Origin of the sequence: Syntrophaceticus schinkii (assembly GCF_000946815.1) — a bacterium.
Taxonomy (GTDB): Bacteria; Bacillota; DSM-12270; order Thermacetogeniales; family Thermacetogeniaceae; genus Syntrophaceticus; species Syntrophaceticus schinkii.
The window spans coordinates 1-17,365 of sequence record NZ_CDRZ01000228.1 but is presented as its reverse complement, the minus strand read 5'-3'; the positions used below and the strand labels follow the sequence as shown (position 1 = coordinate 17,365).

Here is a 17,365-nt window from a genome sequence, read left to right as displayed (position 1 = left end):
CAGCAAAGGGGCAGTGGATGTGGTTGAGGACGTAAAGAGTATCGGGCGTATTCTTGCTGATATGGAAAGGCAGCGTGCGACAGCGGGGTAAGGTAATTAAAGGGTAAGGATCCTCTCAGTATCCATGACAGGTTTGGTTTGGGTGCTGGGGGATCTCTACATTATCCACACTATGCACACTGACTGGCATTATCTAGCTAGACTTTGATTGGCACCTGAATTCTCAACTTTATGGCAGACTGTCGCTATAATTCTTCCGTTATTGGCGGTGAGAATTGCAGCGTCAAATTGAGTGAGAGGCAACACAATGGTAGCTGCTACAGGAGTGGAAAGTGTGGACCCCACTGAATGGTTAATTACCCTAGGTGGTCCTGCTTTAGGATTGCTTTCCCTTATTTTCATTGGGATCGCTAATATTACTACCCAAGCTGTAGCCCTTTATAGTTTTACTGTCAGTACCAAAGTTTTAAAACCTGATTGGAGTTATAGAAATGTTGCCATATTCTGGTCGGCTTGGTGTTTGATCTTGGTATTCTGGGGCGGCATCTGGAATTATTACAGCACTTTCCTTTCAGTAGTGGGTGCCATTTGTGGCCCAGGTGTAGCCTTGCTTCTTGTTGACTTCTATATTATCCGCAAACAGAGATTTTCTATGGCGTCTCTCTACTCAAGAAAAAAATCCAGTGCCTATAACTATACTGGTGGATTTAATATTGCTGTCTGCATTGCTTTTGCTGCTGGTATCATTTGTTACTTTCTCGTTTATGATCCAATAAATGCTGTACCTCGAAGCAATGTTTTCCTCTTTACTACTGCTACCGGTCTAGCGATGGCGGTTAGCGCAGGTACATATTGGTTGCTCAGCCAGTTTGAACCTATTAGGCGGTACATAAGAAAAGACTTAGATGAAACATTAGTGGCTGTACCGGAAGGCGTCTCGACCCGTGATTCGCAACAGGAATGTATGAATGACTAGCTGTTTAGTGTGTAAAGATGCATTAAATGGAGAGGTGGTTTATGTTGCGACAATTTACAGTGGCTGCAGTTCAATTTTCTCCGGAGTTAAAAGAAAAAGCAAATAATATTAATAAATTGTACCAAATGGCCATGGATGCAGCGGAAAAGGGAGCGAAATTGATTGTGCTTCCTGAAATGGCTACGACTGGTTACTGCTTCCTTGACCGCCATGAGATACAGGGATATGTGGAACAGGTCCCCGGCAGGACGACGGATATTTTCGGTGAAATTGCCAGGGAGTATGGTTGCTATCTAGTTGTCGGGATAGCAGAGGTTGATCCTGTTACAAATAACTATTACAATACAGCCGTTTTAATAGGTCCCTGTGGACTGGTAGGTAAATATAGGAAAACACATCTATATGTTTCTGATACTGTTTGGGCAAAAGAAGGTGATTTGGGGTATCCGGTTTTTGATACAGAGATTGGGAAGATAGGCTGTTTAATCTGTATGGATTATTATTATTTTGAGCCGGCCAGGATGTTGGCCTTGCAAGGTACGGAAATACTCTGTAATCTGTCAAACTGGAATGAAGAAAAATGCCCTGCCCCATCCTGGTATACCCGTGCCTGGGAAAATGTAGTATATGTGGTTTCTACCAACCGCTGCGATTGTGAACGGGGCGTGCGGTTTGCCGGCGGGTCCGGTGTTATTGCCCCGGATGGCAGCAACATCGGTTATCTTGATTCCGGGGATGGAGTCGTATATGCTCAGGTTGATCTGGATTTAACAAAGCAAAAAAAATTAGTATCAGGCGTGGATTGGATGCAAGAACGCCGACCAAGTTTATACAAAAACCTTAATTTAAACATCTATCTCAATAATCCTTTTTCTGTACATAGGTTGTACAATATGAAACCTCTTCCCGAAGGGAAGGCATCACAAATTGGGGCATTTCAGTTTTACCCTGAGCCTTTCGCTATTGAAAAAAACCTGGTTAAGATAGAATCGGCGGCAAAAACGGCGTGTCAGAATGATGTTAAGGTACTTGTGCTGCCCGAGTTTGCTGTTTCCGGCCGGGTATCTTCTCTTGATGAAGCGAAGTGGGTAGCTGATTTGATTCCGTCTGAGGTTTTAATTGATAAATGTGCTGATTTGGCAGAAAAGTATGGGATTTACCTGGTGCTGGGGTTAGTTGAAGAAGGTGGTGACAAACTGTATAATGCAGTTTTTTTAATTAACGGAGATGGTCTCGCGGGAAAATACCGGAAGGCACATCTTAATGGGGTGGACAAACTCTGGGCGACTGCTGGTGATAAGGGCTTCAAGTGGGTGGACTTGCCTCTGGGCAGGATCGGTTTGCTTTCCGGTGATGACTGTGTCTTTCCGGAATCAACCATGTGTTTGGCTATCTGCGGTGTGGATATTATTGCAGTACCTGCTGCAATGCATGAACCAAAACCAGCAGCGCTCAAATCAACAGGAGTTCCTCTGTCATCAGCAGTAACTTTTGTAGGGGATGACCCTGTTCACTGGCACCTGTGGAGAACTCGTGCTGTTGAAACCAATACAGTTATTGCTTTTGCCAATCAAATAGATAGCGGAGGCATGGGATACAGTGGTATTTTCGGTCCTACCGACTGGCCAAGGCAAGAAAAGGTGATAATCTGTGATGAGGGGATAATCTTTTATCCTATTGATACTAGTAGCCAAAACGGGATTTATCCCGATAAACTGGTAAGAGTTAAAGAGAATGTACGCATGAGAGTTCCTTCGCATTATGATTCTTTGGTGGTTGAGAAAATAGAATAATAATGGCTACTGAGAAACTCCAATCTCTAACAAAGAGGTAGGAGTTTCTTGCGTCAAGTAAATAGTTCGCCATTGTGGGGACTCGTTTAGAAGTTCATGAATAACTTCCATATTAAATGAAATGGGGTGAAATATTTTGAGGTAATTATTTTGAAATGTATGATTTAGTTTCGGTGTCAATGTTTTTTCAGATGGTAATAGCTGAGGTTATGGAAAATATAATAACTTTCAACACACACATACTAGAAAGAAAGGATGGTTATAGATGAACGTAATTAATAATTTTAATTTCTTTGTTCCTACTAGAATTGTTTATGGAAGAGGTGTTGCGGAAAATCTTGTTGATGAAATTAATGAGTTGGAAGTAAAAAAGCCCCTCATTGTGACTGATAAGGGATTAATTGAAGTAGGCTTAATTGAACCGTTCAAAAATAAACTCGAAGATAGTGGTTTCCAAGTTAGCGTTTTCCATAATATAATGGCAAACCCACGAGATGTTAATTGTGAGGAAGGAGCACAATTTGCAAAGGAAGTAGGAGCAGATGCGATAGTCGCTATAGGTGGTGGCAGCCCTATGGATACTGCCAAAGCAATATCCATGTTGGTGACTAACCCCGGTAGAGTCCATGATTATTTTGGTTGGAATGTACCAAAGAAACAGGGGCTTCCATTAATCACTATCCCTACAACTGCCGGGACGGGAAGTGAGGTTACTATCTGGGCAGTTATAACCAATACGCAGGGCGCTGTTCATGTAAAGGATGCTATCGGTAGTGCTTTAATCTGTCCTACTGTAGCGCTAGTTGATCCCTTGGTGACCCTGGGTTTACCTCCTTTACTGACAGCTTCAACAGGGATGGATGCTTTGACACACGCCATTGAAGCCTATACTTCACTACCAGCTAACCCAATTAGTGATATGTATGCGTTATATGCTATTAATTATATCTCCAAATACCTGGTCCCTGCCTATGCTAATGGAGATAATGTGGAAGCAAGAGACTATCTAATGCTTGGAAGTCTTCTTGCTGGGATAGCATTTTCTAATGCCGACACAGCTGCAGTTCACTCAATGGCGGAAGCTATTGGAGGATTATATGACATTCCTCATGGCATTGCAAACTCGATTTTCTTACCACATGTCATGGAGCATAATACCCTTGCTAAGCCGGAAAAGTTTGCCGATATTGCGAAGGCGATGGGTCAAGATATTGCCGGGCTGGATGTTTTTGAAGCTGCCAATAAGTCGGTAATAGCTGTGAAAAAATTATCAAAGCTTGTAAATATACCAGATTTAAAGTCAGTCGGAGTAAAAGAGAAAGATTTCGAAACGATTTGCGATATAGCTATGAAAAACTTGGGGACACCGGACAATCCCAGGAAAATGACTAAGGAAGGCTTTATGGAAGTTCTGACTAACGCTTACGCGGGTTAGTCTAGCTAGTAACATGCTGTCGCAGCTTTAGCACTACAACGTGAGGGTTTGGCGTATGTAACTGCCGATCAAGACTATGAAAAAATGTTATCGGAGAAGCTAAATGAGTTAGGAATTAGTTAACTAGGCCTTAATGTCAGTCGTTTTCGGAAACCAGTTTGGGAATGTTAATAACATAAGAGGATAAGCACCTAAAAAACTACGGTTTTGTTGTTGTCTTTTTAAAGTGTTTGAGATTTATATGAGGGGGTGATTATCATAGCTGAAAAAAATGATAAGCGATTGATGTTGGAAAAAGAAATTGCAGAAAGATGTAGAATCATGGATGACCCTTCATATTATTCGGGCCCTCCACTAAATAAGACGGATTATATATGTATAGCTTGTGTTTCAATAGTATCGATAATCGGATTAATTATCGGAATTGCATCTGTGTAAAATCATTAATTAAGGAGGGGTGATAATATATGAGTAATCAAATGGACCAAGTGGATAATGACGTTTATTTTGGCATAATCCCACTCATGAGAAAAGATAAGATCTACAGCTTTTGGGATATTTTTTTGATTACCTCTGGTTTTGCTATAGCAACATGGTGTTATGTTCAAGGAGGTTATTGCGCGACTCTTCTAGGAATTAAATCGGTTATATTAAATACGTTCTTTAGCATAACGTTGGCTGCATTATTTGTTGTTGCGGCTGCTTTGGTTGCTACAAGACTTGGAACAGATCTCTGGGTCTACCAAAGAGCAGTTTACGGGCATATTGGAGTCAATATATTTCTGATTGTGTTATTTACCGCTGCCTGGGGTTGGTATTCCATTAATGCCCAGGTGTTCGGATCTTCTATGTCAAAGCTGCTTGCTGCTTTTGGAGTCAATGTGTCACCTAGTGTAGTTACGTTGCTATCTTTGCTTTGTGTTGCTGGTGGCTTCTATATCGCAATAAAGGGTCCCATCGCCGTACGTATTGCGACCTGGATTATGGTTCCTAGTTTGTTTTTAGTCGGATTGGTTATTGTTATAATGGTTTTTACCCAATATTCTTGGCCAGAACTTTTAGCAATGAAACCCATTAACGCAGGGCTATATAACACTCCCAGAGAAACCTTTATGATGATTGCCGAGTGGAATATAGCTTTTGTATTCGCTTGGTTCCCGTCATTAGGTGCTTTACCGAGGTTGGTTAAGACCGAGAGGGAAGGCTATTGGGGAACTATTGCTGGATTTGGAATCGTAATGGCGCTATTTATTTGTATTGGTGCGATCACTGGCTTGATTATGTCCCAATCAGGAATTCTAAGTAGTGACCCCACAGACTGGTTAATTGCTTTAGGTGGTGCTAAGCTGGGATTGATCGCTCTTTTTCTCATCGGAGTAGCCAATATTTCCACAGCAGCTGCAGGGACATATACCCTATGCCTTAGTACAAAAATAATTAAGCCAGAAATCTCTTATTTGAAGGTGGCAGCTATTTGGGGTATATGGTGTTGCATATTAACGATCTGGGGTGGGGCATGGACATATTACCCGGTATTTTTGGCTTTGATGGGTGTTACAGCCGCTCCAGGTGTAGGTCTAATAGTTATGGATTATTTTATTGTTCGTAAAAGTAAAATTAGTATGAAGTCTCTCTATAGAGTCGATGGAGATAATAGTTTTGTGTATACCAGAGGTTTTAATCTTGTAGGCGTGACATCCCTGATTATAGGGATCGCCGTATACTTTCTGGTGTACGATCCAGTTAATGCGGTAGCAAGGTTACCTATTTTTAATTATACAACTGCAGCTTTACTTTCTGCAGCAGTAGCTATGTTAACTTATTATGTCGCAAGTAAAATACCGGCTGTAAGAAAGTACTTAAAACTGGAAAGAGATGAAGAGCAGCAGGTTGTTAATCCTGAATTGGAATTAGAAGTTTGAGTTTAAGCATAAGTATAAATTGATCAAAAACCCCCTCTCTAAGGAAAGAGGGGGTTTTTGATCAATTACGGATGTTTCTAATCCGATAAATAAATCACTAACGAACAAAATAATGCAGCAATGATTTAATAGAAATATTACGGGAAGGCAGACATCCTGTAAATATTATCGTATTTGTTCAAGAACCAACAGGTTAAGATATCTATTTATCTATGTTAAATAGATATGGCATGGATTTTGCATTATTGGTTACCAAGACAAAGCGTATCCTTATGTTCGTGGTGATTGGGAGACTTGAGGCACCAAGATTGGTGCTTTGATGTTGAAAACGCAGTATTTGTGTAGATGGAGATCAATAGGGGGTAATAATTAAGTGACTGGTAAAGCGCAAGAGGCAACAGCCTCAGGGATGAAAAAATCGCTGGGATTATGGCACTACTTTTCCATGGGTTTTGGAGCAATCATTGGGACGGGTTGGATAATTTTAGTGGGAGATTGGATGGAGATTGGTGGAGGCCCTATTGCAGCTCTGTTAGCTTTCGCAGTTGGAGCACTGATACTTTTCCCAGTAGGAGCTGCCTTTGGTGAGTTATCAGCTGCTATCCCTATTTCCGGGGGAACAGTTGAATTTATTGACAGGGCTTTTGGGTTTCGTGTGTCATATATAGCGAGCTGGTTTCTAATTTTGGGGAACGCAATCCTCTGCCCATGGGAGAGCATTGCTATCGCTTCATTGATCGGAGAGTTTATTCCGGCTCTAAAAAGTATCCCGCTCTATACTATAATGGGGGCAACCGTATACTTGCCTACTTTACTCATTGCAGTAGCTGTCTCCGGCTATATTATTTACATGAATTATCGTGGTGTAGAGCAAGCGGCCTGGCTGCAAAGCGGTATGACGAAAATTCTTCTCTTAGGTATGCTTACTATCTTCATTATCTCTCTTTTTAAGGGCAGTCCTTCAAATATACTGCCGGTTTTCCATGCGTCAGAGTCGAGCTCCACATTTTTCCTTGGGTTTTTGCAAGTGTTAGTAATGACGCCTTTTTTCTATCTCAGGATTTGAAACCATCCCACAGCAAGCTGAAGAAGCTGAAGAGGGAATAAACTACAAGAAGTTTGGGGCTATTATTGGCCTAGCCCTTCTCTCTTCAGGGATTTTCTATATCATCGTGATTATGGCATATGGAACTTTGCTTCCATGGTGTGAGTTTATTAAAATTCCTTTTCCGGCGTTTAACTCGTTAAATCTGATAGGATTGGGTTTCTTCGGCAAGTTCATGTTATTTGCGGCGATGTGCGGGATTATCAGCACCCTTAACGCATTTTTCATTGCCAGTACTCGTATCATGGTTGGAATGTCAAGGAAAGGGCAGTTGCCGTCAGCTCTTAGTAAACTGCATCCAACTTATAGAACTCCATTGTATGGAACAATTTTGATGGGAGTGCTGACTATTGCAGGACCATTCTTTGGCAAAAATCTTCTTATTCCTTTAACCAACGTAGTTTCTCTTGCTTTAATAACCGCATGTTTATTGGTAGCCTGTGCGACTATGAAACTGCGCTTTTCAGAATCCAATTTGAAGCGGCCTTATAAAGTTCCTGGTGGCCTTGTTGGTATATGGTTTGCCATTTTAGCAAGCGCAACGGTTCTCCTGCTTTTAATTATTCCTACAAGCCCTGCGGCACTTGATTGGCCGTTAGAATGGCTTATCGTTCTTGGCTGGGTGGCATTGGGATGCTTCTTGATGCTGTTTCAGAATAAAAGACACCGGGGTCAGGAAATATCAGATGCTGTGCAAGGCAAGTGTACTTAAATTTACGTGTTAAGAACTGCATCAGCCGCGGTAAGCAACTGAATGAGAGGAACTGCATAGGTGTGTTTATATTACTGTGACAAAAAAGGAGGGAATGTGGTTGGAAAAAGTATTTACACGAATGGGTGATGGATCCGCAGTCTGGCTCAGTAAAGAGGAGGTGAGACATGAGCTTGAGGAGGGAGCCAACGATGCGGCAGATCGAGGTAAAATACCCTCCCTTACCCAGGAGGAACTAGATAACCTGTTTGATATCTGTACAAGACCCGAAAAAATAGTAAGTGTTGATCGGGGCAACGAAGTTATTGTTACGTTTGATGCCGGCACTTTGAAAATGGTACGCATTGGAGTTCCTGTTCATAGATCACAATCTATTCACATTCATGAACGGGCTCTAGGATCAGATACCATGGAATTAGCTCACATTGACTATAGCTATAAGGCCATCAAACCGATTGTGCATGAAGAAATGTACGATATGGAACAGGCGCAGTTAGCAACTATTATTCCACTTTTTTATGGGGCCATGCCGAATGTGGGTCTCTATACGCAACCAGATGGACCTGTCCCTAACTGGTCAGAACTTTTACCGCTGGGGAAAATAGCTGAAGCCCAGGCGGCCCAAGAAGATGCCGTAACACATGCAGAAAAAGACATGGTCTATGTAGGAAGTAATCTTTATGAGGCTGGGGCGGACGGTATTAACTTTGATACAACCGGTGCATCAGGGGATGCGGATTTTCTTGCGACATTGAGAGCAATAAGGGCATTAAAAGAAAAATACCCTGAGTTACCCATAGAAATGGGTATGTCAGGTGAATTTGTTTTGGGAATGCACGGCGAGTTATATTTTGATGATGTTCGTTTGGCTGGGTTATACCCTCATGATCAAGTCAAAGTAGCTGAAAAGGCTGGGGTGACAATATTTGGTGCAGTTGTTAACACTAATAGCAGTAAATCGTTTCCATGGAATATTGCCCGTGCTGTTACTTTTGTAAAAGCCTGCACAGAGGCAGCCATTATCCCGGTGCATGTAAATGTGGGTATGGGAGTTGGAGCTATACCAGTCTTTGATACGCCACCGCCGGATGTTGTCTCAAGGGCTTCAAAGGCTTTGGTGGAAATAGGGAAAGCGGATGGATTGTAGCTGGGTGTTGGTGACCCGATGGGTATGGCTATCACTCACGCGCTGGCCTCTGGCATGGGCGGAATGCGAACCACTGGAGATCTGGTGGCTCGTATGCAGATGTCCAAGGGCATGAAAATTAAAGAGGCGAAGGAGTATGTAGCCGATAAACTGGGAGTTCCGGTGTTGGATTTAGTTGATGAAGCTGTAGTAAGAGAACTGAGGGAAGAGCTGGATATTGGGATTGTTCATCATCTTGATGGATTCGCAAAAGGAATTGAAGCCAAGTTCCGCATTGCCAAATTGCTGGACATCGAAATCAAGTCGGTATCAAATTTTATTAAGAGGGCAGGGCTGTAGGAGTAGCGCAGCCTAGTAACTAAGAAGAGGAAGGGGGAACAACTTTGACCAGGGATGAAGTGTTGGTTTCTGCAGTAGATTCTATATTGAATTGCGACGAAAAGGCAGCCTTGGAGGTAGCAGAAGAAGCTATAGCTGAAGGATTTGATCCGGTTGATATTCTTGCAGAGGGATTCAGCGTTGGGATTAGACAGGTGGGGGACTTGTTTGGAAGAGGTGAAGTGTTTTTACCCCAGTTAATCCTTAGTGCTGAGATCATGAAGAAGGTTGGGGAAGTTTTTGATGCTGTTATTTCCAGAGATTCCGCCGAAAAAAAGGGTAAGATGGTCATTGCAACAGTTGAAGGTGATGTTCACGACATCGGGAAAGGAATAGTTATATCTCTCCTTAGAACTCAGGGAATTGAAGTAATTGACCTTGGGCGGGATGTGCCGACAAATAAAATTATAGAAACAGCGGTAGATGTTGAAGCTGACATCATCGGTACTAGCGCATTGCTTTCTACTACACTGGAAGGGCAGAAGAAATTAGAGGATGAACTTAGGAAAAAAGGGCTCAGAGAGCGGTTTAAGACCATGGTAGGTGGAGCACCTTGTACGCAGCGCTGGGCAGATAAAATAGGAGCCGATGCTTTTGGAGAGGATGCCGCGGAAGCAGTTACCAAAGCATTATATTTGCTTGGTAGAGGTTAAGCAAGTTTGAAATCTATTGTAAGTATATAGTGGATCGTATGATTGGGAATATAAATTAACTGGGGGTATGTTCTCTATGTAATTTGAGCTGTTCCAGGATCAGTTTTACAATATTTCGGAGGTGGTAATAATTGACTACTAGAAACCTGAAAGCCGGTGTTAACAGGTGCTCGGGGTTTGGCCTAAAGATGTTTACAGAGGAAGAACTGTTTGATATGCACTGTGCTACACTGGAAGTTCTTCAGCAAACAGGTATAAAAGTAGAGAGTAAAGAGGCTCAGGAAATATACGGTGATGGAGGATGTGACGTTAATCCGAAAACTAATGTGGTTAAATTTCCTGGGTATGTAGTAGAGGATGCGATCCGCAGTGCACCGAGCACTGTTCTTTTAGCAGGAAGAAATCCTAAACATGACTTTGTTGTGGACGGGAAAAGAGTAGGTTTTACAAACTTTGGTGAAGGAATTATGGTTAATGATCCTTATACCAAAGAGTATAGAGAAACCACTAAAGCTGATGTTGGTAAAACAGCATTGGTGTGTGATGCTCTTGATCAAATAGATGTTCATGAAAGGGCGGTTTCAGCCCGGGATGTGCATCCGGAGGTAGCTGTCCTCCATGAGGCTGAGGAATTTTTCGCTAATACATCAAAGCACTGTTTTGCTGGGTCAGGTACAGGTAGAAACCTCAAAAAAATGGTCGAAATTGCCTCTGCTATAGTTGGCGGCAGGGATAAGCTGAGAGAAAGGCCGATTTACAGTTCTCTGGTTTGCCCGACTAGTCCTTTGCAGTTAATACAGGATTGCTGTGATGTCATTATTGAGTGTGCCAGAGAGGATATTTGCGTCAATATTCTGTCTATGGCTATGGCGGGGGGGTCTTCGCCCGTTACTGTAGCAGGAACGCTGGTAACTCATAATGCCGAGGTTTTGAGTGGTATTGTTTTAAGCCAGTTAACTAAAAAAGGGTCCCCGGTGTTATATGGAAGTTCTACAACTCGCTTTGACTTAAAATACTCTACTGCTCCTGTTGGTTCGCCAGAACTAGGTGTAATTAACGCTGCTGTAGCAGGACTTGCACAATATTATCTGCTTCCCAGTTGGGTAGCGGGTGGATAGGCTGACAGTAAGCTTCCTGATGCTCAGGCAGCACATGAGAAGACTATCACTGGGCTACTGCCAGCCTTAGCGGGAGCCAATCTTATATACGGCCTGGGGATGCTTGAGCTCGGAATTACCTTTGACTATGCCCAGTTAGTTATGGATAACGATATGGCAAAAATGATCAAAAAGGCAGTTGAAGGGGTAGTTGTTAATGATGCGACATTGGCTGTGGACGTCATCAGACAGGTAGGTGCCGCTGGTGAGTTCATAACCCATGAGCATACCTTTAAACACATGAAAACAGAGCAGTCCCAACCTAAGTTAATTGATCGCAGAATGCGTGATGCATGGCTGGAACGTGGAGGAAAAGACTTTGCTGAAAGAGCTTACGAAGAGGCTATATACATACTAGAAAACCATAAACCAGACCCCTTACCGGATGGTGTACCTGAACAAATTAGGGCAATTATAGAGGAAGCTGAAGAGGAGTACGGGATTAAGAAATAGTGATTCAGGGACGGGGAATTAGCTGTCAGCACCAGCTAATTCCCCCACTTTATCACATCAAGGAGACTGTGAATCGTCAAATATGTCGAAGCTCTGACCGGTTTGGTGTATTAGTTGGCATAAAAAAAAGAAAGATAAGGGGTTGAAGTTGAAATGAGATACGATTATTTTTCTGATGGTGAATTAATACAGATGCATGAAGCAAGTGTAGAGATACTGAAAAGGATTGGGATCAGTACTTCATCTGATAGGTTAAGAGGATTATTCCTTGATAACGGTTGTAAAGAAAAAGGTGAAAGAATACTATTTACTGAAGATGTAATAGATAAGGGTTTGAAAACTGTTCCATCTGCCTTTAATATTTACGGCCGGAATGGCTGTGACCTTGTTATTGAAATGGGCAAGCAGAAGGGGTATGCACAGACTTGTGTAGGCGCACCATCTGTGATTGATCTGGAAACAGAAGAAAAACGTGATGCTTCCCTTAAAGACCTGGAGGACTTTGCTAAGCTGTCTGATGCTTTAGAGAACACCCATCTTATTTCACCGGTATTCCCAAGAGATGTTCCGCAGGAAATAATTGTTACAGCCGAAACAGCTGCCACACTGAGAAACAGCTCTAAACCACAGCGCATTTGTGCTGAATCATCACATGAACTCCCCTATATTATTGAAGTGCTTGCTGCGGTTGCCGGTGGTATGGATGCTTTAAGGGAGAGACCACTTGCTTATATAGAAGTATCAACAATAAGCCCGCTGAACAGCGGGTTCCATCCTGCAGAGGCTTTGATAGATATTGTAGAGGCGGGACTGCCATTAGGTATTGTGCCATGCCCTATGATGGGAGCTACAGGACCGATAACCTTAGCCGGTTGTGTTGCGCAGCATAATGCTGAAATCCTTTCCAGTGTTATTGCCAGCCAGATGTTGAAACCTGGGGCACCTGTAGTCATGTCTCCAAGGGTTACATTTATGGATATGAAGACAGGTCTTGGGCTCTGGGCGATGCCTGAGCAGGGATTAGCTGCTGCAGCTTCTGCTCAACTGGCCAGGTAGTATTACAAAATTCCGTCAACAGTTACAGGTTACTCCGGTGCATCTAAAGTGGCTGATATGCAGAGCGGTTACGAACACCTCTATAATGCACTCCTGCCTGCACTGATCGGGACAGACATCCTTGCAGCAACCGGTTCACTGGACAACTGTCTTATTTCTTGCTATGCCATGCTGGTGATGGATGATGAGCTCTCCTCTGTAATCATGAGGACAATTGAGGGAAGTGAAGTATCTGAAGACACACTAGCACTAGATGTTATTGAAGAGATAGTCGAAACCAAGGAGGCTTTCTTAGGGCATAAGCACACACGCAAACACCTGCGTGCCGGGGCACTCTGGATACCTCCCATCGGCGATAGGTCAACCTACGATAACTGGGCTATTAATAAGATGAAGGTAGAAGATAAAGCAAGACAAAGAGCTAAAGAACTGCTTGCTATACATGAAGTTGTACCAATAGAACCTGAGGCAGACGCGGAGATCGACGAGATATTGAAAAAAGCACTAAAAGAGTCTACTAATTAACTGATAGTCTAAAATTTACGTATCTAAACTTTCATAAAAGACCTCATCGGCTTTCCCTATGCTAGTGAGGTCTTATTAAACAGGAGATAATATTTTGCTATTGTGTGCTTAAATTGAAACTCAAATTTGATACCTAGCATAAAAAATCTTGTTGCATCAACGGTTTTAAGAGCCAAACCGATCATATTCCGCTTTTTTTGGGTTGCAGAAAACGATGTAACGGGTTCCTTTGTGGGGGTACTTCCTTAATAAGCACAATTTACTAGATTGGGCTGTCAACTTTGAGCTTGAAAAAGGGGGCTCGAAGCAGATCAAGGTTTTATTGACATAAATGACTTAATGTTAAGTTTATAGACTTATAGGGCAGCTCTTTCAGTTATTGAAATTATTACAAAATGTTGTCTTCACAGCGCCAACTGACATAGGTCTTCTATTGGCATTGTACTTGCATAATGAATTTATGCAGTATCGAAGTCCTTCTTTTTTCGCACCAACAGAACTGCATGATAATAACTTCTATAGCTAGGGACGGTCATTACCAAACAAGATAAATGAGTTGGGAATTTATTAACTAGGCTTTAGTATTAGTCGTTTTCGAAACAAGTTTAGGAATGTTAACTTGAGTGGATAAGTACCTAAAACTTACGGTTCCGGCGTTGTCTTCAATAATAAGAGGGGGTGATAAACGTAGGGTTCCATATGTTTTTAATCAAGTTTGATATAATACTGATTTAATTGCATCAGTTGATACGAATTATCCATTTGAGTAGTCTTCCTTTACGGGGCCGTAAAATGCCATTTGAGCAAAACAAAATTGTTGGTGGTGTACTGAGAAGAAATTAAATAAAAAAATGTATTCTATATAATGGATATTATCAAATCTGGTGGTTATATTGTCTTTGGGAAAATATACAAATTTATATTACAGAAGTAAAGACAGCAAAAAACAAGGAGGATAAACTATGACAATCAAGTTACAAGAAACCTACGGCATGTATATTAACGGTGAATTTGTAGGGGCGGCAAGCGGGAAAACATTTGACTCGATCAACCCGGCCACAGGTGAAAAATTAGCTGCCATCGCCTATGGAGATGTAACTGACGTTGACAAAGCCGTTGCAGCAGCCTGGGAGGCCTTTCCGGCTTGGGGCAAGACCTCAACGCGAGAACGCTCTGAGATCCTTTGGAAGATTTCCAATGTCATCGAAGCAAACATCGAGTATCTGGCTGAGATCGAAACCCTTGACAATGGTAAGCCCATTGAAGAATCACGGTGGGATATGTGGGACGCGGTCGACGAATTCCGTTATTTTGCCTCCTGCATCCGCTCGGACGAAGGGCTTTTTGTCGAGCATGACGACGCATCCTTTTCGATCCTGCGACGCGAGCCCCTGGGCGTTGTGGGCCAGATCGTCCCCTGGAATTATCCTATCTGTATGGGCTGCTGGAAGCTGGCGCCCGCCCTGGCTGCCGGCAATTGCATCGTTTTTAAACCTGCCAGCAACACCTCTATATCCATTCTGGAATTAGCAAAGCTGATCGGCGATATCCTACCGTCCGGTGTCTTGAATATCGTTACCGGCAGCGGGAGTGTCTGCGGCACCGCCCTCAGCAAGCATAAAGGTATCCGTAAGATCGCCTTTACGGGCTCGACAGAGGTTGGCAGGCAGATCGGTGCCAATGCCGGCCAGAACATCATCCCCTCCACCTTAGAGTTGGGTGGAAAGTCGGCGCATATAATTTTTGCCGATTGCCAATGGGAAAGGGCAATGATTGCTGCTCAAAGCAACATCCTCTTCAACAGCGGCCAGATCTGTTGCGCCGGCTCGCGTCTTTTCATCCAGGAGGAAATTTACGATAAGTTCCTCACCGAGCTGGCCGCAAGATTCAATGCCGTCAAGGTTGGCAACGGCCTTGACCCGGAAACACAAATGGGGCCGGTTATCGACGAGAGCCAAATGAAGAAAATCCTTGAATACATCGATATCGGCGTTAAGGAAGGCGCCAGGTTGGTGGCGGGTGGAAAACGTCTGACAGGGAACGGATACGACAAGGGCTTTTTTATTGCGCCGACGATTTTGGCCGATGTGGACAACAAGATGCGCGTCGCTCAGGAGGAGATCTTCGGGCCGGTGCTGGTCGTGCTGAAGTTCAAGGACGAAGACGACGTCATTGCCATGGCTAACGATTCCTGCTACGGCTTGGCCGGCGGCGTCTGGACCCAAGATATCAATAAGGCCCTGCGCGTGGCCAAAGCCCTACAAGGTGGAACGATCTGGGTCAACGAATACGGCATCTCCCCCGCGGGCTCCGCTTTCGGCGGCTATAAGGATTCCGGCTACGGCAGAGAAGTCCACAAGCAGATTCTCGATCACTACACACAATGTAAAAACATATTGATCAACACCACTGAGGAGCCTTATGATTTCTATTGATCGCTACTTTGCCAATATATTGTAGGTTACGAGCTATCCAGTACATTGAATAAATCCTTTGTCCTGAACTGGCTAAAGCGTGCTCTAAGCTACCAAAAGCCAGAGATTATCACCATTGATCAGGGTGGACATTTTACCAATTCAGACTACATCATGCTGTTGGAAGAAAACGAGGGTAATATTTTCATGAATGGCAAGGGACACAATGTGTGGATAAAGCCAGGAATGGTAGGCTCTAAGGGGGACAATCCTCTATTGTAGCCCAGCAAATGCTTTAACAACCTGAACTCCTGCATAAATTAAACCTGTGAGTTGACAGAAAGCCCTAAATTTCAAATTCGTAAATTTAGGGCTTGGTTTCTCATTGAAACATAGGTAAAAATATCCCTATGGGACGTGGTTAAGTAAATCGGAACTATGAACTTGATTAAATTATTAATATACTTAAAAGTTCGCCTTGGTGATAAAAAACAATTTGAAGAAGTTTTATTAACTCTATTGTTTATAGCAAAGGTTTAACTGGTTGTTACTTGTGAAATTTCAAGGGGAAACCCTTGGGAGGAGCAGGAGTGTTTTGAACCGCTATATTGTTGGAGTTTTACTTGTCATTTTATCTGGTATTTGTTATGGTTTTACGCCGGTATTGGCCGTGTATGCCTACCAGGGAGGGGCAACTGTTTCTGAGTATGTCTTTTTGCGCTATGTTGTCGCGTCTGCGGTATATCTACTGTATATTACCATCTATAAGCGCAACATTTTTAGTATGCTTGGCAAAATACCGGTGGTATTGCTGTTGGCCGCGGGCACCTCACAGGCTGTGGCGGCATACCTATACATGTCTGCTGTTAAGAGTATATCAGCAGGCTTGGCTGCAGTTCTTTTTTATACTTATATCCTCTGGGTGGCAGTTTGGGGTTTTGTTTTTAATAAGGAGCGGCTTAAGCTTTCAGGTATCGCTGGAGTTGCCTTAGCATTGATTGGTCTAGTCATGGTGGTTGGGGTTTCCTGGGGTAAGATATGTACAATCGGTATTTTCATGGGACTGGCTGCCGCCTTGGCTTTGTCTGGTTTTGTGATGACTAGTAACGGAGCTATGAAAAAGCTGGAACCTATTGCTGCATCTGCTTTCATTTGTATACTTACTGCAGCCCCTCTTTTCTTGCTTGGTAGTGCAACAGGTACCTTGAACTATCAGATGTCGACGGTGGCATGGCTGGCCTGTGTTGCCACAGGAATTTTCACATCTGTTGCACTATTCACCTTTATGGCAGGTATGAAGCTGGTGGGTTCCACAACTGCTTCTGTATTATGCACAGCTGAACCGGTGACTGCTGTTGGTTTTTTCCGCACTTCTGCTGTCACAGAAAATGACAACCCTTCAGCTGCTGGGTGGCCTGGTGATTCTTATTGGATGCTGTTTTAGTAGTGACAATCTAAAAGACAGCCCGATGCAGATGATGATGCAACATCTGACTCGAAAGTGACAGATATAAGCCCAAATATTAGTTGTCAGTGACTTATTTACACAAGGGTAAATGAATTTTTGATTATCATAAATCTCTGTTTAAAATAGTCATAAATAAGCAATTAACTATAACATAAGCACCGAACATCAGAA

General features: G+C 43.0%; 7 protein-coding genes and 4 pseudogenes. All 11 read left to right on the top strand.

Features of this window, described 5'->3' with window-relative positions:
- Positions 1-307 precede the first annotated feature (307 nt).
- The 11 genes and pseudogenes from SSCH_RS08175 (at position 308) to SSCH_RS08110 (ending at position 17,170) form a co-directional block, all read left to right on the top strand.
- Entirely contained in the window at positions 308-976 is a 669-nt protein-coding gene (locus SSCH_RS08175; protein ID WP_044665033.1) for a cytosine permease, read from the top strand.
- A gap of 41 nt (positions 977-1,017) precedes the next feature.
- A complete protein-coding gene (locus SSCH_RS08170; protein WP_044665032.1) occupies positions 1,018-2,769 on the top strand; it encodes a nitrilase-related carbon-nitrogen hydrolase in 1,752 nt (583 codons plus the stop codon).
- A 265-nt stretch (positions 2,770-3,034) separates the two neighbouring features.
- Positions 3,035-4,204, top strand: coding sequence for an iron-containing alcohol dehydrogenase (locus tag SSCH_RS08165; RefSeq protein ID WP_044665031.1), 1,170 nt, complete (start codon positions 3,035-3,037; stop codon positions 4,202-4,204).
- Between the two features lie 467 nt (positions 4,205-4,671).
- Positions 4,672-6,126, top strand: a complete 1,455-nt coding sequence (locus SSCH_RS08160; RefSeq protein ID WP_044665030.1) for a cytosine permease — start codon at positions 4,672-4,674, stop codon at positions 6,124-6,126.
- 409 nt (positions 6,127-6,535) lie between these two features.
- Positions 6,536-7,943 (top strand): annotated as a pseudogene (locus SSCH_RS21400) (APC family permease).
- A gap of 94 nt (positions 7,944-8,037) precedes the next feature.
- Positions 8,038-9,429: pseudogene (gene mtbB / locus SSCH_RS08150) on the top strand ([dimethylamine--corrinoid protein] Co-methyltransferase).
- 59 nt (positions 9,430-9,488) lie between these two features.
- Positions 9,489-10,121 carry a corrinoid protein gene (locus SSCH_RS08140; protein WP_232294306.1) on the top strand — a complete coding sequence of 211 codons (633 nt, stop codon included), beginning with the start codon at positions 9,489-9,491 and terminating at the stop codon, positions 10,119-10,121.
- A 188-nt stretch (positions 10,122-10,309) separates the two neighbouring features.
- Positions 10,310-11,731: pseudogene (gene mttB / locus SSCH_RS20195) on the top strand ([trimethylamine--corrinoid protein] Co-methyltransferase).
- Positions 11,732-11,884: 153 nt separating this feature from the next.
- Positions 11,885-13,312, top strand: a pseudogene (locus tag SSCH_RS20190) (trimethylamine methyltransferase family protein).
- A gap of 962 nt (positions 13,313-14,274) precedes the next feature.
- A complete protein-coding gene (locus SSCH_RS08120) occupies positions 14,275-15,747 on the top strand; it encodes an aldehyde dehydrogenase family protein (protein ID WP_044665026.1) in 1,473 nt (490 codons plus the stop codon).
- A 532-nt stretch (positions 15,748-16,279) separates the two neighbouring features.
- Positions 16,280-17,170, top strand: a complete 891-nt coding sequence (locus tag SSCH_RS08110) for a DMT family transporter (protein WP_198142295.1) — start codon at positions 16,280-16,282, stop codon at positions 17,168-17,170.
- Positions 17,171-17,365: the final 195 nt, after the last annotated feature.

Coding starts and splice junctions, on each gene's coding strand:
- SSCH_RS08120 (WP_044665026.1), top strand. CDS start 14,275: ATGACAATCAAGTTACAAGAAACCTACGGCATGTATATTAACGGTGAA.
- SSCH_RS08170 (WP_044665032.1), top strand. CDS start 1,018: ATGTTGCGACAATTTACAGTGGCTGCAGTTCAATTTTCTCCGGAGTTA.
- SSCH_RS08175 (WP_044665033.1), top strand. CDS start 308: ATGGTAGCTGCTACAGGAGTGGAAAGTGTGGACCCCACTGAATGGTTA.
- SSCH_RS08160 (WP_044665030.1), top strand. CDS start 4,672: ATGAGTAATCAAATGGACCAAGTGGATAATGACGTTTATTTTGGCATA.
- SSCH_RS08165 (WP_044665031.1), top strand. CDS start 3,035: ATGAACGTAATTAATAATTTTAATTTCTTTGTTCCTACTAGAATTGTT.